17 protein-coding genes and 1 other RNA gene are annotated in these 21987 nt (G+C 63.4%); 10 read left to right on the forward strand and 8 right to left on the reverse strand.

Annotated features, from left to right (window positions below):
• A partial coding sequence (locus CCOS865_RS17720; RefSeq protein ID WP_341868389.1) for a hypothetical protein occupies positions 1-274 on the forward strand: 274 nt, incomplete at its 5' end.
• Between the two features lie 174 nt (positions 275-448).
• Here CCOS865_RS17720 and ffs read toward each other — a convergent pair.
• From ffs to CCOS865_RS17745, 5 genes are all read right to left on the reverse strand, one after another.
• Positions 449-545, reverse strand: an RNA gene (ffs, locus tag CCOS865_RS17725) — signal recognition particle sRNA small type.
• 121 nt (positions 546-666) lie between these two features.
• A complete protein-coding gene (ligA, locus tag CCOS865_RS17730; protein WP_119143176.1) occupies positions 667-2997 on the reverse strand; it encodes an NAD-dependent DNA ligase LigA in 2331 nt (776 codons plus the stop codon).
• Between the two features lie 101 nt (positions 2998-3098).
• Positions 3099-3995: a cell division protein ZipA gene (gene zipA, locus CCOS865_RS17735; protein ID WP_119143178.1), complete on the reverse strand. Its 897-nt coding sequence runs from the start codon at positions 3993-3995 to the stop codon at positions 3099-3101.
• 205 nt (positions 3996-4200) lie between these two features.
• Positions 4201-7689 carry a chromosome segregation protein SMC gene (gene smc, locus CCOS865_RS17740; protein ID WP_119143180.1) on the reverse strand — a complete coding sequence of 1163 codons (3489 nt, stop codon included), beginning with the start codon at positions 7687-7689 and terminating at the stop codon, positions 4201-4203.
• Between the two features lie 3 nt (positions 7690-7692).
• Positions 7693-8352 carry a GntR family transcriptional regulator gene (locus CCOS865_RS17745; RefSeq protein WP_119143182.1) on the reverse strand — a complete coding sequence of 220 codons (660 nt, stop codon included), beginning with the start codon at positions 8350-8352 and terminating at the stop codon, positions 7693-7695.
• Between the two features lie 267 nt (positions 8353-8619).
• Here CCOS865_RS17745 and xdhA point away from each other — a divergent pair, with 267 nt between their 5' ends.
• The 4 genes from xdhA to guaD all read left to right on the forward strand — a co-directional run bounded on the left by xdhA (position 8620) and on the right by guaD (position 14700).
• A complete protein-coding gene (gene xdhA, locus CCOS865_RS17750) occupies positions 8620-10074 on the forward strand; it encodes a xanthine dehydrogenase small subunit (protein ID WP_119143184.1) in 1455 nt (484 codons plus the stop codon).
• Entirely contained in the window at positions 10067-12466 is a 2400-nt protein-coding gene (gene xdhB, locus CCOS865_RS17755) for a xanthine dehydrogenase molybdopterin binding subunit (protein WP_119143186.1), read from the forward strand. Before xdhA ends, xdhB begins: the two co-directional genes overlap by 8 nt.
• Before the next feature lie 73 nt (positions 12467-12539).
• Positions 12540-13385 (forward strand): xanthine dehydrogenase accessory protein XdhC, encoded by an 846-nt coding sequence (gene xdhC / locus CCOS865_RS17760; RefSeq protein WP_119143188.1) that lies wholly within the window; start codon positions 12540-12542, stop codon positions 13383-13385.
• A 10-nt stretch (positions 13386-13395) separates the two neighbouring features.
• Positions 13396-14700, forward strand: coding sequence for a guanine deaminase (guaD, locus tag CCOS865_RS17765; protein WP_119143190.1), 1305 nt, complete (start codon positions 13396-13398; stop codon positions 14698-14700).
• Here guaD and aqpZ read toward each other — a convergent pair.
• Positions 14697-15395: an aquaporin Z gene (gene aqpZ, locus CCOS865_RS17770; RefSeq protein ID WP_119143192.1), complete on the reverse strand. Its 699-nt coding sequence runs from the start codon at positions 15393-15395 to the stop codon at positions 14697-14699. The genes guaD and aqpZ overlap by 4 nt on opposite strands.
• 146 nt (positions 15396-15541) lie before the next feature.
• Positions 15542-16300 (reverse strand): GntR family transcriptional regulator, encoded by a 759-nt coding sequence (locus CCOS865_RS17775; RefSeq protein ID WP_119143194.1) that lies wholly within the window; start codon positions 16298-16300, stop codon positions 15542-15544.
• 354 nt (positions 16301-16654) lie between these two features.
• On the opposite strand from CCOS865_RS17775, the gene CCOS865_RS17780 reads away from it, so the two are divergent.
• Positions 16655-18004, forward strand: coding sequence for an NCS2 family permease (locus CCOS865_RS17780; RefSeq protein ID WP_119143196.1), 1350 nt, complete (start codon positions 16655-16657; stop codon positions 18002-18004).
• A gap of 111 nt (positions 18005-18115) precedes the next feature.
• The gene (locus CCOS865_RS17785; protein ID WP_119143198.1) at positions 18116-19072 is read left to right on the forward strand and encodes an RHS repeat-associated core domain-containing protein; all 957 of its coding nucleotides are present in this window, start codon (positions 18116-18118) and stop codon (positions 19070-19072) included.
• 59 nt (positions 19073-19131) lie between these two features.
• Here CCOS865_RS17785 and uraH read toward each other — a convergent pair whose 3' ends face one another.
• A complete protein-coding gene (gene uraH / locus CCOS865_RS17790; protein ID WP_119143200.1) occupies positions 19132-19485 on the reverse strand; it encodes a hydroxyisourate hydrolase in 354 nt (117 codons plus the stop codon).
• Positions 19486-19873: 388 nt separating this feature from the next.
• On the opposite strand from uraH, the gene puuE reads away from it, so the two are divergent.
• From puuE to CCOS865_RS17805, 3 genes are all read left to right on the forward strand, one after another.
• Positions 19874-20800 (forward strand): allantoinase PuuE, encoded by a 927-nt coding sequence (gene puuE / locus CCOS865_RS17795; RefSeq protein ID WP_119143202.1) that lies wholly within the window; start codon positions 19874-19876, stop codon positions 20798-20800.
• A complete protein-coding gene (uraD, locus tag CCOS865_RS17800; RefSeq protein ID WP_119143204.1) occupies positions 20800-21315 on the forward strand; it encodes a 2-oxo-4-hydroxy-4-carboxy-5-ureidoimidazoline decarboxylase in 516 nt (171 codons plus the stop codon). The genes puuE and uraD overlap by 1 nt, the downstream gene beginning before the upstream one ends.
• Before the next feature lie 109 nt (positions 21316-21424).
• Positions 21425-21928, forward strand: a complete 504-nt coding sequence (locus tag CCOS865_RS17805; protein WP_119143206.1) for an ureidoglycolate lyase — start codon at positions 21425-21427, stop codon at positions 21926-21928.
• The last annotated feature ends 59 nt before the right edge of the window (positions 21929-21987 follow it).

Consider the following 21987-nt stretch of genomic DNA (forward strand, 5'->3'; position numbering starts at 1 on the left):
GGGGGGGGGGGAATTAAATTTCGTGCAAAAACGGTTTACGCTTACACCATCAAACCTACAGAGCCTACACATGGACAAAGCCACCACTACCGCCGACACCCTCGAACTACTGCACCTCAACCAGCTAGCCATAAGGGCGGCTATTGAGGAAATCAGTACCTGGGTACGTCAACGCGGCTCTACCAACGTTCACGACAACGTGATGATTGCCCTACAAGCTCTCGATACGAACGCAGATGCCTTAAACACAGCGCTTGAGCGCCTTCGAGACTGATTAGCAATAGCGACGCACCAAACAAGCTGCTGCTGGTCGGGATTGAGAAACGAGAAGGATGGGAGATAAAATGACTTTATGGTGTACCACTTAGGTATGCCTAAGCACTGGTCCACTTCAAGATTTTTAGCGAAAAAAGCCCTTTAGAATTAAGGACTTACAGAATGGAGGCGGCCCCACCAGCCACACCCCGGCACACGATGTTCCCGCTGTGGCTGCTTCCTTCCGGATCTGACCAGGTTAACGGGTAATCGTTGCGGGGGGACCGATGGGGCCACCACTACGCTACTCGCCATGTGACGAGCCGCGCCATTGTACCGTTCTGAGACGAAGTTACAACCACCTCACGGAGAAAAAACCATCATTTCTCAATGACTTGTCCCGCAACCCCATCAAACGCTGATGCCCTGCTCGCCCAAAAAGACGATAAACGCATCCTCATCCAGCACCTTGACCCCGAGTTCACTGGCCTTGGCCAGCTTGGAACCCGCCCCCGGCCCGGCGACCACGCAGTGGGTCTTGCCCGACACCGAGCCGGCCACCTTGGCGCCCAGGCTCTCGAGCTTGTCCTTGGCGATGTCGCGGCTCATGCGCTCGAGGCTACCGGTCAGCACCCAGGTCTGGCCGGCCAGTGGCAAGCCTTCGACCACCTTCTTCTCGCTCTCCCAGTGCATGCCGAATTCGCGCAGCTGCGCTTCGATGGCGCGGGCCAGCTGCTGGTTGGCCTCGACCTTGAAGAACTCGCGCACGGCTTCGGCCTGCTTGGCCGCTAAGGCCTGGCGCAGGTCGATGCCGTCGGCGGCGATGATCTGCTCGAGGCTGCCGAGCTTGGCCACCAGCTTTTCAGCGCCAGTGGGGCCGACCGAGGCGATGTCGAGCTTGGCGATCATCCCGGCCAGGGTGGTGCTGGCGGCGAACTCGGGGGCCAGGTCGCCTTCGTCCTGCAACTGCATGCCGCTGTCGAGCAACTGCTGGATGACGTCGCGGTTGTGCGCGTCTTCGAAGAAGTTGTGGATCTCGTGGGCGACTTCCAGGCCGATGTCGGGCAGATACGTCAGGATCTGCGGCAGCGCCACCTGGACGCGCGCCAGGCTGCCCAGCGAGCGCGCCAGGACCTTGGCGGTCTCTTCGCCGACGTCAGGGATGCCTAAGGCGTAGATGAAGCGCGCCAGGCTCGGGCGCTTGCTGTCCTTGATCGCCTCCAGCAGCTTGTTGCTGGACACCTCGGCAAAGCCTTCGAGGTCGACGATCTGCTCGAACGTGAGGCTGTACAGGTCGGCTGGCGAGCGGATGAGGCCTTCGTCGACCAACTGCTCGACGCTCTTCTCGCCCAGGCCGTCGATGTCCATGGCGCGGCGCGACACGTAATGGATGATCGCCTGCTTGAGCTGGGCGGCGCAGGCCAGGCGGCCGACGCAGCGGTACACCGCACCTTCGCTGGTGGTTTCCTTGCCCTTGCTGCGCTTGATCAGCTGGGTGCGCTCGACCTGCGAACCGCACACCGGGCACGCCGTCGGCACCTGCACGGGGCGGGCATCGTCTGGGCGGCGCTCGAGCACCACTTGCATGACCTGCGGGATCACGTCACCGGCGCGGCGGATGATCACCGTGTCGCCAATGCGCAGGCCCAGGCGGGCGACCTCGTCCATGTTGTGCAGGGTCGCATTGGACACCGTCACGCCGGCCACTTTCACCGGCTTCAAGCGCGCCACCGGAGTCACCGCGCCGGTACGACCGACCTGGAACTCGACGTCGAGCACTTCGGTCAGCTCTTCCAGCGCCGGGAACTTGTGGGCGATGGCCCAGCGCGGCTCGCGTGCGCGGAAACCCAGCTCACGCTGCGAGGCCAGGCTGTTGACCTTGAACACCACGCCGTCGATCTCGTACGGCAGGTCGTTGCGCCGGGCGCCGATGTCTTGGTAATAGGCCAGGCACTCTTCGATGCCGGCCGCGTGCTTGAGCTCGCGGCTGATCGGCAGGCCCCAGGCCTTGAGCTGCTCGAGGATGCCGATGTGGCTGTCGGCGATGGTCTCGGACACCTGGCCAAGGCCGTAGCAGCAGAACTCCAGTGGGCGGCTGGCGGTGATCTTCGAGTCCAACTGGCGCAGGCTGCCGGCGGCGGCGTTACGCGGGTTGGCAAAGGTCTTGCCGCCACTTTCGGCCTGGGTAGCATTGAGCCGGTCGAAGCCGGCCTTGCTCATGTAGACCTCGCCACGCACTTCCAGCACCGCCGGCCAGCCGCTGCCCTGCAGCTTGAGCGGGATGTTGCGCACGGTGCGCACGTTGCTGCTGATGTCCTCGCCGGTGCTGCCGTCGCCACGGGTGGCGCCCTGCACCAGCTGGCCGTCACGGTACAGCAGGCTCACCGCCAGGCCGTCGAGCTTGGGCTCGCAGCTGTAGTCGACCGCGCCGGGCTGGTCGAGGCCTTCCACCACCCGCCGATCGAACTCGCGCAGGTCGTTTTCCTCGAAGGCGTTGCCCAGGCTGAGCATGGGCACTTCATGGCGCACCTGGCTGAACGCGGCCAGCGCGCTGCCACCGACCCGCTGGGTCGGCGAGTCGGGCGTCACCAGATGCGGGTGCTCGGCTTCCAGCGCCTTGAGCTCGTTGAACAGCCGGTCGTACTCGGCGTCGGGCACGCTGGGCTCGTCGAGCACGTAGTAGCGGTAGTTGTGCTGGTCGAGCTCGGCGCGCAGCTGATGGATTCGGGATTCGGCAGTCATGGTCGTCTTCTCTTGCAAAGCAAAAGAGCAGCCCCGGGGCTGCTCTTTTTGCTTGGATCATCACGGGCAGGATCGAGGCAGGATCCGCCCGGGCGGTTATCTCAACGCTTCTGGGTCAGCGCGCGGCGCTCGAACTCGACGATGCGCTGGCGGTAGTGCTCGATGGTCTGCGCGGTCAGTACGCTGCGCTGGTCATCCTTCAACTCGCCGTTGAGCTCATGGGCCAGCTTGCGGGCGGCGGCGACCATCACATCGAAGGCCTGCTTCGGATGACGCGGGCCCGGCAGGCCCAGGAAGAAGCTCACCGCACGGGTGCTGAAATGGTCGATGTCGTCCAGGTCGAACACGCCCGGCTTGACCGCATTGGCCATGGAGAACAGCACTTCGCCGTGACCGGCCATGCTTTCGTGACGGTGGAAGATGTCCATCTCACCGAAACGCAGGCCGCTTTCGAGAATGTTCTGCAGCAACGCAGGGCCCTTGAAGCCGGTTTCGTCGCGGGAGATGACGCTGATCACCAGCACTTCTTCGGCCGGCGGCAGGTCCTTGACGCTGCTGCTCGCGGTCGACGACGGGGCGAAACCGCTGCTGCGGTTGCTGTCGGTCTCGTAGGCATCGTCCGGCTCGGCGAACAGGTCGGCTTCACGCGGCTCGGCTGCCAGGCTCAGGTCGCCCTGCTGGGGCTCGCTGTTACTGCGCTTGCCGCGCTGCTTGGCCGCCTTGGACGGCTTGGCTTCACGCTCACGTTCACGCGTGGCGCTGACCGACGGCAAATCGGTTTCGTCCAGCGCCGGCTCTCGGTGCTGGTCGTCCATCACGCGCGCAGGGCCGAGCACTTCCGCGCCGCCTTCTTCTTCGGGCAGGTTGGAATAGCTGCGATCCAGACGGAATTTCAACTTGCCTTTGCCACCACGCATGCGACGCCAGCCGTCGAAAAGAATACCGGCGATGACAATGATGCCGATGACGATCAGCCACTCGCGCAGACCGATTTCCATGTAATCCCGTGCCTCTATCAAAAATATGCTTGAAAACAAAGGGTTCAAAGCCCTTTAACACGTGGCGCCAACTCTATGTTCTGACAGGCGTTTTACCCACGCAAAATACACGTGACATTAAGCTAGCACGACCTAACGCAACTTTACACCGTCTGTCGCACAAGACAGGCGGTTTTACCTGCGGAAAACGCCGTAACTTCGCTCATCAGGTGTCAACCATGGCCATTGCTTCCTCAACATCAACTGCTACAAGACGTGAACAGCCCGGTTCGTGCATCGTCACCCCCATCAGTTGATCGGCCATTTCCATGGCGATCTTGTTGTGGGTGATGTAGATGAACTGCACGGTCTCGCTCATCTCCTTGACCAACCGGGCGTAGCGCCCGACGTTGGCATCGTCGAGCGGTGCGTCGACCTCGTCGAGCATGCAGAACGGTGCCGGGTTGAGCTTGAAGATGGCAAATACCAGGGCCAGCGCGGTCAAGGCTTTTTCGCCGCCGGACAGCAGGTGGATCGTGCTGTTTTTCTTGCCCGGCGGACGCGCCATGATCGTCACCCCAGTATCGAGTAGATCTTCGCCCGTCAGTTCCAGGTAAGCGCTGCCACCACCGAAAACTTTTGGAAAAAGCGCCTGTAAACCGGCATTTATCTGATCAAAGGTATCTCGGAAGCGGTTGCGGGTTTCTTTGTCGATCTTGCGAATGACGTTTTCCAGGGTCTCCAGCGCTTCGACCAGGTCGGCGTCCTGGGCATCGAGGTAGCGCTTGCGCTCGGACTGCTGCTCGTACTCTTCGATGGCCGCCAGGTTGATCGCGCCGAGGCGCTGGATACGCGCTTCCATCTGCTCCAGCTCCTGCTCGGTGCCCTGCTCGCTGGCTTCAGGCTCGAGCGTGGCGAGCACGCCTTGCAGGTCGAAGCCATCGGCCAGCAGCTGCTCCTGCAGAGTCGTGCGGCGCAGCTCGAGGCCTTGCGATTCGAGGCGCGACTGCTCCAACTGGCCGCGCAGCAGCAACGCCTGCTGTTCAGCCTGGCTGCGGCGCTTCTCGACGTCGCGCAGTTCGCGGTCGGCTTCGTCCATGTGCAGGCGCGCCAGGCGCATCTCTTCGTCGACGCTCATGCGCCGCTCGAGCAGCTCTTCGAGTTTCAGGCGCAGCTCTTCTTGCGGGGCCTCGCCCTCCTCCAGGTTGAGGCTCAACTGCTCCTGGCGTTCGCTGAGGCGCGCGGCCTGTTGCTCGAGACGCTCCAGGGCCTGGCGGGTGGAGTCGTGCTGAGCGCGCAACGAGCCCAGGCGCACGGCCAATTGATGGGCGTGGTCCTTGTGCTGGCGGGCCTCCTGGCGGATCCGGTCGAGGCCTTCACGCAGGCTGTCGCGGCGCGCCAACAGTTGCTCGCGCTGCTCGGTGTCCTGGGCCATGAGGTCGAGCGCGTCCTGCAGGATCAGCCGCGCTTCGCCCAGCTGCTCGTGCTCGATGGCGCGTTGCTCTTGCAGCTCGGTCAGTTCTTCCTCAAGCCGGCGGCGGCGCAGCTCCAACTGCTCGGCGCGAGCACGGCCGGCAGACAGGCGTGCCTTGAGCTCGCCGTGCTGGCGGTTTTCGTCCTGGCTGCGACGGCGCAGTTGCTCGCGTTGCTCTTCGAGGTCGCGCTGTTGCTCACGGCGCGTCTCGAGTTGCTCCTGCTGTTGCTCCAGCAGCGCTTGCTGCTCACTTTGCTCCAGGGCCAGCCGTTCGATTTCCTGACCTCGGGCGAGCACCCCACCCTCGGCCTCGCCGCCGCGGCTAACGCGTAAAAAGTGCCGACCGACCCAATAGCCGTCACGGCTGACCAGGCTCTGCCCGGCAGTGAGGCTGGCACGCTGAGCCAGCGCCTGTTCGAGGCTTTCAACGGGACGCACCTGGCCCAGCCAGTGGCTGAGGTCGGTGCGCCCCTCGACCTTGTCGAGCAGGCTGCCAGGCAGTCGCGCACCTTCACCGTCGGCCAGCAGCAGGCGCAGCTCGCCTTGCTCCAGCGCGGTGAAATCGAGGTTGGCGAAGTCGTCGAGCAGCACGGCCTGCAGATCGGCGCCCAACACGGTTTCCACCGCCAGCTCCCAACCGGGCTCGACCCGCAGCCCCTCGGCCAGCTTTGGCCGCTGCTCCAGGCCCTGCGCACGCAGCCAGTCGACGGCACCGGCAGCAGGCTCGAGCGCAGCCTGCTGCAAGGCTTCGAGGGACGCCAGGCGACCGCCCAGGCGTTGATGGTCGCCCTGCAATTGCTGGTGGACCTGGGTCGCTTGCTGCAATTGCTCGCGCACGCCCTCGAGCCGCTCGACCACCTCCTGTTCGCTGAGGTGCAGCTCTTCGAGCAGCAGCTCGCTGCTGGCGACCTGCTCGGCCAGCTCCAGCATGGCCGCATCTTGCGGGTCGGCGCCCAACTGATCGCGCTCTTCGCCGAGCTTGCGCTGGCGTTCGGCCAGGCGCTCCAGGCCGGTTTCAAGCTGTTGCAGGCGTGACTGCTGGACCTCGGCCTGACGCCGCGGCTCGGCCGAACGGGTATTGAAGCCGTCCCACTGCTCCTGCCAGCCGTGCATGCCCAGCTCGGCCTCTTCGAGCGTAGCGGCCGCCTCTTCGGCAGCGGCCACGGTCATCTCCTGCTCGGGCTCGAGCATTGCCAGCTCTTCGCCGAGGGTCGCCAGCAAGGTGCGGTCGTGGCCCAGGTGCGATTCGGTTTCCAGGCGCGTGCGCTCGGCCTCCTTGAAGTCCTCCTGCAACTGGCGCAGGCGCTGCTGGCCGTGCTGGATACTCTGCTCGACCCGGGCGATGTCACCGGCAACCGAATAGAAGCGCCCTTGCACCTGGTTGAAACGCTCCGACAGCTCGTGATGGCCATCACGCAGGCGCTCGATACCGGCATCGGCGTTGCGCTGCTCGGCCACCAGCGCCTCGAAGGCCACTTCCTGGTCGCCGGTAACCGTTGCACGCTGCTGCACGCGCGCGTCCAGGTCGCGCCAGCGCAGGGCCGACAGGCGCGCCTTGAGCTGACGTTCGCCGGCCTTGTATTCGCGGTACTTCTCGGCCGCCTGGGCCTGGCGATGCAACCGCTCGAGCTGGCGCCCCAGCTCATCGCGCAGGTCGGTCAGGCGGGCCAAATTCTCCTGAGTGCGGCGGATGCGCGTCTCGGTCTCGCGGCGGCGCTCCTTGTACTTGGAGATGCCGGCGGCTTCTTCGATGAAATTGCGCAGTTCTTCAGGCTTGGCTTCGATCAGCTTGGAGATCATGCCCTGCTCGATGATCGAGTAGCTGCGCGGCCCCAGGCCGGTACCGAGGAAGATGTCGGTGATGTCGCGGCGCCGGCACTTGGTGCCGTTGAGGTAATAGGTGTTCTGCGCGTCGCGGGTGACCTTGCGGCGGATCGAGATCTCGGCGTAGGCGGCGTACTCGCCGACCAGGGTGTTGTCGCTGTTGTCAAACACCAGCTCGATGCTGGCCTGGCTGACCGGCTTGCGGCTAGTCGAGCCATTGAAGATGACGTCGGTCATCGACTCGCCACGCAGGTTTTTCGCCGAGCTTTCGCCCATCACCCAGCGCACCGCGTCGATGATGTTGGACTTGCCGCAGCCATTGGGCCCGACCACCGCCGCCATGTTGCTGGGGAAGTTGACCGTGGTCGGGTCGACGAACGACTTGAACCCGGCCAGGCGAATGCACTTGAGGCGCATCGGTCAGGTCCGCGCCAGCGCCGCCAGCACCAGCTCGCAACTGCGCTGGCAATAGGCAGTCAGGACTTCGCGGATGCGCGGCAGGTCGCGGGCGACGACCGCGGCGAGCAGGCGGTCGAACAGCTCGAGGTAGTCGAGCATGTTGGCCTGGCGTTGGTCCAGCGCCAGGTAATAGGCGCGGCTCATCGCTGGCTGCAGGTTTTCGACGGTTTCCTGCAGGTACGGGTTGTCGGCGAACGGGTAGGCCGCGCGCATCACCGCGAAGCTTTCGGCGACAAAGGTCTTGATATCGGTGCTGGCATGGGCCTCCTGCAAGCGCCGCTGAATGCCCATGAATGGCATCAGGTCGCTCTCGGTGCGCCATCGTTGGGCAACCGCGTTGCCGAGCAGGATGTAGAACTCGCCCATAAGAGCACACAGGCTGCGCACGCTGCGCTCGTCGAGCGTGGTCACGTGGGCGCCACGGCGCGGCAAGATGGCGATCAGATGGCGACGTTCAAGGATCAGCAACGCCTCGCGCACCGAGCCGCGGCTGACGTTCAGTGCCTGGGTGACCTTCTGCTCCTGGATCCGCTCGCCTGGTGCAAGCTCGCCGCGGATGATCCGCTCGGCCAGGTAATCGGCGATTTGCTCGGAGAGACTGTCCGGCGCCTTGAACGTCATGGTTTTCCTTCAAAATCATTGAACTGGACACAAGGGGCGGATTGTAGCGCACTTGCCTGGGCGTCGCGCAGAGGGGGATGGCGGTTTATTCGGCGTTTCAGCCACCGGCTACACGGCGCGATCTATGCTTGTAGTAAAGGCGCCCTGTGCGGTGCAGCGTCGGCGCGAATGATTTCTTGACCTTTGGGTCAGAAAAATATTGACCAACAGGACAAGCCTGCTTAGAGTCCGCCGGAACAACAATAAAACCATTGCGAGGCCTTCCCCGTGATCCAGTTTCTCGTCAACCAGGAGCTGCGTAATGAGCACGCCCTGGACCCGAACATGACGGTGCTGCAGTACCTGCGCGAGCACCTAGGCAAACCCGGCACCAAGGAAGGCTGCGCCAGTGGCGACTGCGGTGCCTGCACCGTGGTGGTCGGCGAGCTGACCCAGGACGACCAGGGCCAGGACAGCCTGCGCTACCGCAGCCTGAATTCGTGCCTGACCTTCGTCTCGTCGCTGCACGGCAAGCAATTGATCAGTGTCGAGGGCCTCAAGCACCAGGGCGAGCTGCACAGCGTGCAACGGGCCATGGCCGATTGCCACGGCTCGCAATGCGGCTTCTGCACCCCAGGCTTCGTCATGTCGCTGTTCGCCCTGCAGAAGAACAGCGACGGCCCTGACCTGCACCAGGCCCAGGAAGCCCTGGCCGGCAACCTGTGCCGCTGCACCGGCTACCGGCCGATCCTCGACGCGGCCAAACAGAGCTGCGCCACGCCCTGCCGCGATCAGTTCGATGCGCAGCAGGCGCAGACCATCGCCCGCCTCAAGGCCATCGCGCCGTCCGAGACCGGCGAGCTGAACAGCGGCGACAAACGCTGCCTGGTGCCGCTGACCGTCGCCGACCTGGCCGACCTCTACAGTTCGCACCCCGAGGCACGGCTGCTGGCCGGCGGTACCGACCTGGCGCTGGAAGTGACCCAGTTCCACAAGACCTTGCCGGTGATGATCTATGTCGGCGGCGTCGCCGAGCTCAAGCGCATCGACAAGAGCGCCACGCACCTGGAGATCGGCGCCGCCACCCCGCTGACCGACTGCTACGGCGCGCTGAGCGAGGAATACCCCGACTTCGGCGCCCTGCTGCACCGCTTTGCCTCGCTGCAGATTCGCAACCAGGGCACCCTCGGCGGCAACATCGGCAACGCCTCGCCGATCGGCGACTCGCCACCCCTGCTGATCGCCCTGGATGCCCAGGTGGTCCTGCGTCAAGGTCAGCGCCAGCGCACCCTGGCGCTGGAAGACTACTTCATCGACTACCGCATCACCGCACGCCAGGACAGCGAGTTCATCGAGAAGATCATCGTGCCGCGGGCGACCGACGACTGGACCTTCCGCGCGTACAAGGTTTCCAAGCGCCTCGACGACGACATCTCTGCGGTGTGCGCGGCGTTCAACCTGAGCATCGAAAACGGTGTGGTCAGCGGCGTGCGCGTCGCCTTTGGCGGCATGGCGGCGATCCCCAAACGCGCTCGCGCCTGCGAAGCCGCACTGCGCGGCAAGCCGTGGACCCAGGCCAGCATCGAGCGTGCCTGCCAGGCGCTGGCCGAAGACTTCAGCCCGCTCACGGATTTCCGGGCGAGCAAGGAGTACCGCCTGCTGACCGCGCAAAACCTGCTGCGCAAGTACTTCATCGAACTGCAATCGCCGCACATCGAAACCCGGGTGACCGCCTATGTCTAACCATCACGCCGTCAAGAGCCAGGCCGAGATGGCCGAGCTGTTCCGCCAGGACCTGACCACCGGGGTCGGCCGCAGCGTCAAGCATGACAGCGCCGACAAGCACGTGACCGGCGAGGCGGTGTACATCGACGACCGCCTGGAATTCCCCAACCAGTTGCACGTCTATGCGCGCACCGCCGACCGCGCCCATGCGCGCATCCTGCGCATCGACACCACGCCGTGCTACGCCTTCGAGGGCGTGCGCATCGCCATTACCCACGAAGACATCCCTGGCCTCAAGGACATCGGCCCGGTGGTCGCCGGTGACCCGCTGCTGGCCATCGACAAGGTCGAGTTCTTTGGCCAGCCGGTGCTCGCGGTCGCTGCCCGTGACCTGGAAACCGCACGCCGCGCAGCGATGGCGGCGATCGTCGAGTACGAGGACCTGGAGCCGGTGCTCGACGTGGTCGAAGCCTTGCGCAAGAAGCACTTCGTGCTCGACAGCCACACCCACCAGCGCGGTGACTCCGCCGCCGCCCTGGCCAGCGCCCCGCAGCGCCTGCAGGGCACCCTGCACATCGGTGGCCAGGAGCACTTCTACCTGGAAACCCAGATCTCCTCGGTGATGCCCACCGAAGACGGCGGCATGATCGTCTACTGCTCCACGCAGAACCCCACCGAAGTGCAGAAGCTGGTCGCCGAAGTGCTCGACGTGCCGATGCACAAGATCGTCCTCGACATGCGCCGCATGGGCGGTGGCTTTGGCGGCAAGGAAACCCAGGCGGCCAGCCCGGCCTGCCTGTGCGCGGTGATCGCGCGACTGACCGGCCAGCCGACCAAGATGCGCCTGCCGCGGGTCGAAGACATGACCATGACCGGCAAGCGTCACCCGTTCTACGTCGAGTACGACGTCGGCTTTGATGACGATGGCCGCCTGCATGGCATCCAGTTCGACCTGGCCGGCAACTGCGGCTACTCGCCGGACCTGTCCGGCTCGATCGTCGATCGGGCGATGTTCCACTCCGACAACGCCTACTACCTGGGCGATGCCACCGTGCACGGCCACCGCTGCAAGACCAACACCGCCTCCAACACCGCTTACCGCGGCTTTGGCGGCCCGCAGGGGATGGTCGCCATCGAGCAGGTGATGGACCACATCGCTCGCCAGCTCGGCCGCGACCCGCTGGCCGTGCGCAAGGCCAACTACTATGGCAAGACCGAGCGCAACGTCACCCACTACTACCAGACCGTCGAGCACAACCTGCTCGAGGAAATGACCGCCGACCTCGAGGCCAGCAGCGACTACGCCGAGCGGCGCGAGTCGATCCGCCGCTTCAACGAGCACAGCCCGGTCCTGAAGAAAGGCCTGGCGCTGACCCCGGTCAAGTTCGGCATCTCGTTCACCGCCACCTTCCTCAACCAGGCGGGGGCGCTGATCCACATCTACACCGACGGCAGCATCCACCTCAACCACGGCGGCACCGAGATGGGCCAGGGCCTCAACACCAAGGTGGCGCAGGTCGTCGCGCAGGTGTTCCAGGTCGATATCGAGCGCATCCAGATCACCGCCACCAACACCGACAAGGTGCCCAACACCTCGCCGACCGCCGCCTCCAGCGGCGCCGACCTGAACGGCAAGGCCGCCCAGAACGCCGCCGAGATTCTCAAGCAGCGCCTCACCGAGTTTGCCGCACGGCACTGGAAGGTCACCGAGGAGGACGTCGAGTTTCGTAATGGCCATGTGCGCATTCGCGAGGAGATCGTCAGCTTTGAGACGCTGGTCCAGCAGGCTTACTTTGGCCAGGTGTCGCTGTCGACCACCGGCTTCTACCGCACGCCGAAGATCTTCTACGACCGCAGCCAGGCCCGCGGCCGGCCGTTCTACTACTTTGCCTTTGGCGCGGCCTGCGTCGAGGTGATCGTCGACACGCTGACCGGCGAGTACAAGATGTTGCGCGCCGACATCCTGCACGACGTTGGCGACTCGCTGAACCCGGCGATCGACATCGGCCAGGTCGAGGGCGGCTTTATCCAGGGCATGGGCTGGCTGACCACCGAAGAGCTGGTGTGGAACGCCAAGGGCAAGCTGATGACCAACGGCCCGGCCAGCTACAAGATCCCGGCCGTGGCCGACATGCCGCTGGACCTGCGGGTCAAGCTGGTGGAAAACCGCAAGAACCCGGAAGACACCGTGTTCCACTCCAAGGCCGTCGGCGAGCCGCCGTTCATGCTCGGCATGGCCGCCTGGTGCGCGATCAAGGATGCGGTGGCGAGCATTGCCGGCTACCGCGTGCAGCCAGACATCGATGCCCCGGCCACGCCGGAGCGGGTGCTCTGGGGTTGCGAGCAGATGCGCAAGGCGGTGGCGGCGCAGCAGCCCGCTGAACAGGAAGTGGAAAGCGTAACGCACTAACGACGCCACCCTGTGGGAGCGGGTTTACCCGCTCCCACAGAGGCCGTGTAGATCTTCAGAGAGGTTCCGGATCATGCACCAATGGATCAACGCCCTCGCCGACCTGCAAGCACGGGGTGAACCCTGCGTGCTGGTGACCATCATCGAGGAGCGCGGCTCGACCCCGCGCAACGCCGGCTCGAAGATGGTCGTCAGCGCCCGCCAGCTGTTCGACACCATCGGCGGCGGCCACCTGGAATACAAGGCCCTGCACATCGCCCGGCAAATGCTCGAGGCGCAGCGCAGCACCCCGCACCTTGAGCGCTTCAGCCTGGGTGCGAGCCTGGGCCAATGCTGCGGCGGCGCCACCGTGCTGCTGTTCGAGCCGATGGCCGCGGTGCAGGCGCAGATCGCCGTGTTCGGCGCGGGCCATGTCGGCCGCGCTCTGGTACCCTTGCTCGCCGCCCTGCCCTGCCGGGTGCGCTGGATCGACTCGCGCGAGCAGGAATTCCCCGAGCAGATCCCCAATGGGGTCAGCCGGATCATCAGCGAGGAACCGGTCGACGAAGTCGCCGACCTGCCGCCTGGCAGCTACTGCATCGTCATGACCCACAACCATCAGCTCGACCTGGAGCTGACGGCGGCCATCCTCAAGCGCAATGACTTCACCTGGTTCGGCCTGATCGGCTCGAAGACCAAGCGCGTCAAGTTCGAGCACCGCCTGCGCGAGCGCGGCTACGACGACGCACTGCTGGCGCGCATGCGTTGCCCGATGGGCCTGGCCGAGGTCAAGGGCAAGCTGCCGATCGAGATCGCCGTGTCCATCGCCGGCGAGATCATTGCCACCTACAACGCCTGCTTCGGCCAGCACGACGCTGCCGTCAACGCCGGCCCCATCGCCCAACTGCTGCCGCCTTCCCGGCGCAGCCAAGCCATTTGACGAGCGTTTTATGAGCACAACCCGCAAAGCCTACCGTTCCGCCATCCTGCACAGCATCGCCGACCCGGCCGAGGTTGGCCTGGAGGCGTCCCATGCGTATTACGAAGACGGCCTGCTGGTGGTCGACGACGGCCGCATCAGCGCCCTCGGCCACGCCAGCGACCTGCTGCCGACCCTCGACGCCGACATCGAAGTGGTGCATTACCAGGATACCCTGATCACCCCGGGCTTCATCGACACGCACATCCACTTCCCGCAGACCGGCATGATCGGCTCTTACGGCGAGCAGCTGCTGGACTGGCTGAACACCTACACCTTCCCTTGCGAAAAGCAGTTCGCCGACAAGGACCACGCCGACAAGGTGGCGAAGATCTTCCTGCAGGAGTTGCTGCGCAACGGCACCACCACCGCGCTGGTGTTCGGCAGCGTGCACCCCGAGTCGGTCAACGCCCTGTTCGAAGAAGCCGAGCGCCTCGACCTGCGGCTGATCGCCGGCAAGGTGATGATGGACCGCAACGCGCCCGACTACCTGACCGACACCGCCGAGTCGTCCTACAGCGAAAGCAAGGCGCTGATCCAGCGCTGGCATGGCAAGGGCCGCCTGCACTACGCGGTGACCCCACGCTTCGCGCCGACCAGCACCCCGGAGCAGTTGGCCGTGGCCGGTCAATTGCTCAAGGAGCACCCAGGCGTGTACCTGCACACGCACCTGTCGGAAAACCTCAAAGAGATCGACTGGGTCAAGGACCTGTTCCCCGAGCGCAAGGGCTACCTGGACGTCTACGACCACTTCGAACTGCTCGGCGAGCGCTCGGTGTTCGCCCACGGCGTGCACTTGTGCGACGAGGAGTGCCAGCGCCTGGCCGAAACCGGCTCGGCGATTGCCTTCTGCCCGACCTCCAACCTGTTCCTCGGCAGCGGCCTGTTCAACCTGCCGCAGGCGGAGAAGTTCAAGGTCAACGTCGGCCTGGGCACCGACGTCGGCGCCGGCACCAGCTTCTCGCTGCTCAACACCCTCAACGAGGCGTACAAGGTCATGCAATTGCAGGGCGCTCGCCTGCACCCGTACAAGTCGCTGTACCTGGCGACCCTGGGTGGCGCCCGCGCGCTGCGCCTGGACGACCGCATCGGCAGCCTGCAGCCGGGCAACGACGCCGACTTCGTGGTGCTCGACTACAAGGCCACGCCGCTGCTGGACTACCGCATCCAGCAGTCCAACAGCATCGAAGAGACCTTGTTCGTACTGACCACCCTGGGCGACGACCGCACCGTGCGTGAAACCTACGCGGCCGGTCGCTGCGTGCACCAGCGCTAAGGCTGCTTGGCGAGGCCCCGGTACAAGGCGCCACCGATCGCCGCGCCGATCAGTGGCGCCAGCCAGAACAGCCACAGCTGCTGCAACGCCCAGCCGCCGACCAGCAGCGCCGGCCCGGTGCTGCGCGCCGGGTTCACCGAGGTATTGGTCACCGGAATGGAGATCAGGTGGATCAGCGTCAGCGCCAGGCCGATGGCGATCGGCGCGAAGCCCGCCGGGGCGCGGCTGTCGGTGGCGCCCATGATGATCACCAGGAACATCGCGGTCATCACCACCTCACTGACAAACCCCGCCGCCAAGCTATAACCCCCTGGCGAATGCTCGGCGTAGCCGTTCGAGGCCAGCCCTGCCGAAAGCTCGAAGCCGGCCTTGCCGCTGGCGATGAAGTAGATCACGGCGGCGGCAATGACAGCGCCGATCACCTGGACGATGACGTAGGGCAACAGCTCTTTGGCCGGAAACCGGCCACCGACCACCAGCCCCAGTGATACCGCGGGGTTGAGGTGACAACCGGAGATATGACCGATGGCGAAGGCCATGGTCAGGACGGTGAGGCCGAAGGCGAAGGCGACACCGAGGACGCCGATGCCGATTGGAGAGCTGGCGGCGATCACGGCGCTGCCGCAGCCGCCCAGAACCAGCCAGAAGGTGCCAATCAGCTCGGCACCCATTCGTACACCCAGAGAATGAGTCATGGACCGTTCCTCAAGTAGTTGGACGCAAGGGTTGCGCAAGCCCAACTACTTGATGAAGGTTTGCAGGGCTGAATCTAGCAGAGGTTTGGCCAAGGGCCAGTAACGACAAGGGCCGCATAGCGGCCCCTGTTCACCTGCGCAAACGATCAACCTTTGGCGGGTGCTCGTTTCTTGGTTTGCAACAAATGTGAAAATACTGCGTGCAGATCATCCGAAGCACTCTCCTCGTCGAGGTTGAGCTTGCTGTCGATATGGTCCATGTGGTGCATCATCAGGCTGACCGCCTGCGCCGCATCGCGTGCTTCGATGGCATCGATCAGCTGCATGTGCTCGTCGTACGAACAGTGCGAGCGGTTGCCGCTCTCGTACTGGGCGATGATCAACGAGGTCTGCGACACCAGGCTGCGCTGGAAGCTCACCAGCGGCGCATTGCCTGCGGCCTCGGCCAGCTTCAGGTGGAACTCGCCCGAAAGCCGAATCCCCGCGCCACGGTCGCCCCGCGAGAAGCTGTCACGCTCTTCGCGGACCATCTGGCGCAGCTCGTTGAGCTGCTCGGCGGTGGCATGCTGCACCGCAAGCTCAGTGATGGCACGCTCGACCATGCGCCGCGAGAAAAACACCTGACGCGCCTCTTCGACCGTCGGGCTGGCTACCACCGCACCGCGGTTCGGCCGCAACAGCACCACGCTTTCATGCGCCAGGCGCGACAGCGCACGGCGAATGATGGTGCGGCTGACGCCAAAGATCTCGCCCAGCGCTTCCTCGCTCAACTTGGTGCCCGGAGCCAGGCGCTGCTCGAGAATCGCCTCGAAAATATGCGCGTAGACGATGTCGTCCTGGGTACCACTGCGGCCGGCCTTGCCATTGCGCACAGGTTTCTTGAGGGGTTGCAGCTGTTCGTTCATGGGCACTCGAGCACGGGAATCCGCCAGTCGGACTTTGACTGTAATACCAGTCAGAGGGTGGATGGCAAGCCCTGGTTGATAAATAAGGGGAAAGGTATGCGTCCATTGTACACAGGCTGACCCGTTTCTGCAGGTGGCCTTTTCGCCATATAGCCACAGTGCAACGGATTGTGCGAACAAAAGATAAAACATTATTTGCATTCTTTGTACACAAAAGGATAATCCAGCGAGCAACTTCCTGACCCATGAGTCAACAAAACGGTCGGACGTCTGCCATCCCCCTCGCGGAGTCACCAAGTGCATGGCGCAGGTCACTGGCTCCGAACAACAAGAAAGACTTGAGGAGTACTCGCTGTGGAAAGCCGCAAATCCGAAGCCACTACGCTGGATCTCGCCCCGCCGCTCGAAAGGAGCTGGCTGGAGCGGATTTTCAAAATCAAACAGCACGGCAGCAGCGTCCGGACCGAAATGATCGCCGGGGTGACCACCTTCATCACCATGGCCTACATCATCTTCGTCAACCCCAACATCATGGCCGATGCCGGCATCGATCACGGTGCGGCGTTCGTCGCCACCTGCATCTCCGCGGCACTCGGCTGCATGCTGATGGGCCTCTATGCCAACTGGCCGGTGGGCCTGGCCCCGGGCATGGGCCTGAACGCCTTCTTCACCTACACCGTGGTCGGCACCATGGGCTACAACTGGGAAACGGCACTGGGCGCGGTATTCGTCTCGGGTGTGCTGTTCATGTTCCTGACCTTGTCGAAGGTGCGCGAGTGGCTGCTCAACAGCATTCCGCTGAGCCTGCGCCATGCGATGGGCGCCGGCGTCGGATTGTTTCTCGGACTGATCGGCCTGAAAACCGCGGGCATCATCGTCGACAGCCCGGCCACGCTGATCAAGCTGGGCTCGCTGCATGAGCCCGGCCCGCTGCTGGCGGCGGTGTGCTTCCTGTTGATCGCCATCCTCAGCTACAAGCGGGTATTCGGCGCAATCCTGATCAGCATCATCGGTGTCACCCTGGCCGGCTGGGGCCTGGGCCTGGTGGAATTTGGCGGGGTGATGTCGATGCCGCCGAGCCTGGCGCCTACCTGGATGGCGATGGATGTGGCGGGCGTGTTCAACGTCAGCATGATCAGCGTGGTGCTGGCGTTCCTCTTCGTGCACATGTTCGATACCGCCGGCACGCTGATGGGCGTGGCGCAACGGGCCAACCTGGTGGCGCCGGATGGGCGCATTGAAAACCTGTCGCAGGCGCTGAAGGCCGACAGTGCATCGAGCGTGTTCGGTGCCGTGGTCGGCGTACCGCCAGTGACCAGCTATGTGGAGAGTGCCGCCGGCGTGGCCGCGGGTGGCCGTACCGGCTTGACTGCCGTTGTAGTCGGCCTGTTGTTCGTCGCGGCGATGTTCTTCGCCCCGCTGGCGGGCATGATCCCGGCCTACGCGACCGCCGGTGCGCTGATCTACGTGGCGATGCTGATGATGGGCAGCATGGCGCACATCAACTGGGACGAAGCCACCGACAGCATTCCGGCGATCGTCACGGTGATCATGATGCCGCTGACCTTCTCGGTCGCCGACGGTATTGCGCTGGGCTTCATCAGCTATGTGGCCTTGAAGGCGGGGACCGGCAAGTACAAGGAAATTTCCGCCAGCCTGTGGGTGCTGTGCGTGATCTTCATTGCCAAGTTCGTGTTTCTCTAACCCTCACTCCACATCCCATCCGAGCCCGGGGACCTGGCATTTTTGCCAGGTCCCTTGTGGTTCGCCTTGGCTTAAGCTCCGGTTATTCGTACCGACAAACCGGGGCTGGCCATGACCGCACTATCCACCTACCGATTTTATCAAGGCGCCAGACTGGCAACAGAGATCCGCCCTGGCGGCGCCGTGACGCTACTGCTCCATGCCGACCTACCACTCGCTCAAATCGATGCCAGCGAGGTTAATGAAGGTCTTTTTTCAACGGATCAGCAGGGCTCCGTTCTGCGGGTTAGCTCAGCAAGCCTGCGAACCGTTATCAATTATGGCCCCTACGGCCAGATACCGCTGACGGCGAAACTCCACACCCTTCTAGGTTTCAATGGCGAGCCACGCGAGCATGTCACGGGGCAATACTTGCTCGGCAATGGCCATCGCTCGTTCAACCCGACACTGATGCGCTTCAATAGCGCGGATCGGCTAAGCCCCTTTGGAAAAGGTGGATTGAATTGCTACATGTACTGCGAGGGAGATCCCGTCAACTTCAGTGATTCAACCGGCAGGTTTCGCGGTGTCGCTGGAGTGATCAAGCGCGCCATCAAAGTGGCCGCAGGAGGAGGATCAGTTGCGATGATCAAAGACAAAAGTGAGCAGATCGCTGAATTTGGCCAGACGGCCAAACACTCGATAGTAGAGGGGCCCTGGGATACGTCAGACGCGTCGCCCGCCCGGCAGTACATCGACAAACATGTCGTGGATAATGGCCAGCCATTCCCGAGGGGATTGCGCATCACCAATAAGACACTGGCGTCGAATATCAATGGGAGCCTCGGATACAACCAAGCTCTCGTTTATGTCAGTGACAGCCGAATGGATTGGTCCAATAGTTATCAGTTCTTTCGCTCGGCTTTACGCTGGGGCAAAAAAGCCTGGCGTTATGGCCGTGCGGATGCAGCTGCAGGCATGGTCTTTAATGGCGCCAGCGCGTTCCTGGCTAGCGGTACCGACCACGCCAACCGCATATCTGGCAAGGCGCTGTACCTCACTGGCGATGCGGCTACCATCCGCCAATAAAAAAAGCCCGCCAGTGTGAGAGCGGGCCAAAGACCTACGAAGATTCTTCTAGCGACCAACTAGCTTCCACGATAGGTCGAGTAGCTGTAGGGCGAGATCAGCAGCGGCACGTGGTAGTGCTCCTGCTTCTCGTCGACCCCAAAGCGCAGCACGACAACATCCAGGAACGCCGCTTCTGGCAAAGCAACGCCCCGCGCCCGGTAGTAATCCCCGGCACTGAACTGCAACTGGTACACGCCCGTGCGGTAATCATCGCCGTGCAGCAGCGGCGCATCGACACGACCGTCGCTGTTGGTCAGCACGGTATTGATCAATTCAAGCTGCTGGCCTTCGACACGGTACAGCTCGACCTTGATCGAGCTGCCCGGGCAGCCATGCGCAGCGTCCAGTACGTGAGTAGTCAAACGTCCCATGTGCGTGTCGCCTCGTGTGCAAAGGGTGGGCAGAAAATACCCAGCAGGCACCATGAAAGGGCCTGCCGTGTGCGGGAACGACCTCATTAAGACACTTTCTCAAAAAATTGTACACAATTTTTTAGACCCTTCCCCGGCGCTCCGCCGGACGCCCCCGCAAACACGCTACGTGTCGCCAAATATAGGCTCTAAACACAGGCAGAGAGCATTAGCTGACCGAACAGGCAAGTTTCTTGCAACGCATTCTCAGGCGACAAAAGGGCAGAAATGCGGAAAAACAGGCTTACAAAAGATTTCAGAAGTTGTATACAATCAGCCCATCCGGTGAGTGCGACAACCCGACGCGGGCCCACCACCCCTCGCACAACGTACAAGAAGGAAGACTGCAGTGAGCGCTGACTACCCTCGCGACCTGATCGGTTACGGCAACAACCCACCGCACCCGCACTGGCCGGGCAATGCGCGCATCGCCTTGTCGTTCGTCCTCAACTACGAGGAAGGTGGCGAGCGCAACATCCTGCACGGCGACAAAGAGTCCGAAGCCTTCCTGTCTGAAATGGTTGCCGCCCAGCCCCTGCAGGGCCAACGCAACATGAGCATGGAGTCGCTCTACGAGTACGGCAGCCGTGCTGGCGTGTGGCGCCTGCTCAAGCTGTTCAAGGACACCGGCGTGCCGCTCACCGTGTTCGCCGTGGCCATGGCCGCGCAGCGCCACCCCGACGTCATCCGCGCCATGGTCGACGCCGGCCATGAGATCTGCAGCCACGGCTACCGCTGGATCGACTACCAGAACATGGACGAGGCCCAGGAGCGCGAGCACATGCTCGAAGCCATCCGCATCCTCACCGAACTCACCGGCGAGCGCCCAGTGGGCTGGTACACCGGCCGCACCGGCGCCAACACCCGCCGCCTGGTGATGGAAGAAGGCGGTTTCCTCTACGACAGCGACACCTACGACGACGACCTGCCCTACTGGGAAACCAACAACCCGACCGACAAGCCGCACCTGGTGATCCCCTACACCCTGGACACCAATGACATGCGCTTCACCCAGGTGCAGGGCTTCAACTGCGGCGAGCAGTTTTTCCAGTACCTCAAGGACGCCTTCGACGTGCTCTACGAAGAAGGTGCCGAGGCGCCGAAGATGCTCTCCATCGGCCTGCACTGCCGGCTGATCGGCCGCCCGGCGCGGCTGGCGGCACTGAAGCGCTTCGTCGAATACGCCAAAAGCCATGACCAGGTCTGGTTCGCCCGGCGCGCGGACATCGCCCGCCACTGGTACACCACCCACCCGTACAAGAAAGAGAACGCCTGATGACCGCCTTCAAGACCCTCACGCCATCGACCCTCGGCCGCGACGCGTTCGTCAGCACCTTCGCCGACATCTACGAGCACTCGCCGTGGGTGGCCGAGAAGGCCTATGACCTCGGCCAACTGAGCGAGCTGGATGAGATCGAGGTGCTGCACCAGCGCATGAGCGACATCCTCCTCAGCGCCAACCACGCCGACCAGCTGGCCCTGATCAATGCTCACCCGGACCTCGCCGGCAAGGCCGCGATCCAGGGCGAGCTGACCGAATCGAGCACCAACGAACAGGCCGGTGCCGGTATCCACCAGTGCACAGCCGAAGAGTTCGCACGCTTCACCGAACTCAACGACGCCTACAAGGCCAAGTTCCAGTTCCCGTTCATCATGGCGGTCAAGGGCAGCAACCGGCACCAGATCCTCGCCGCGTTCGAAAAGCGCATCCATAACGATGCCGCTGCCGAATTCAAGGAAGCCCTGGCGCAGATCAACCTGATCGCGCTGTTCCGCCTGCTGCAACTGTAAGGATCGACTGCCACGGCCTGGCCCGAGTACGCCACCTGATCGTACCCAGGGCCTGACACCGAGCACGCGTCCAACCCTAATTCAGAACATAGAAAAAGAGATAAAAAGCATGCGCACACTAGTGATCGAGCCCCTGACCAAAGAAGCCTTCGCCCCATTCGGTGACGTGATCGAAACCGACGGCAGCGACCACTTCATGATCAACAACGGCTCGACCATGCGCTTCCACAAGCTCGCCACGGTCGAAACCGCCGAGCCCGAGGACAAAGCGATCATCAGCATCTTCCGCGCCGACGCGCTGGAGATGCCCTTGACCGTACGCATGCTGGAACGCCATCCGCTGGGCAGCCAGGCTTTCATTCCGCTGCTCGGCAACCCCTTTCTGATCGTGGTCGCGCCGGTTGGCGATGCACCTGTATCAGGTCATGTCCGCGCCTTCCGCAGTAACGGCAGGCAGGGCATCAATTACCATCGCGGCGTTTGGCACCACCCGGTGCTTACGATCGAAAAGCGGGATGATTTCCTGGTGGTTGATCGCAGTGGTTCCGGCAACAACTGCGACGAGCATTACTTCAGCGAGGAACAGATGCTGATCCTCAATCCCCACCAATAAGAAAAGGTCAGTCATCCAGGGGCACTGCCTGAGATGGTGACTGGCAAGAGGTACATACT

Source organism: Pseudomonas reidholzensis, from assembly GCF_900536025.1.
GTDB lineage: Bacteria > Pseudomonadota > Gammaproteobacteria > Pseudomonadales > Pseudomonadaceae > Aquipseudomonas > Aquipseudomonas reidholzensis.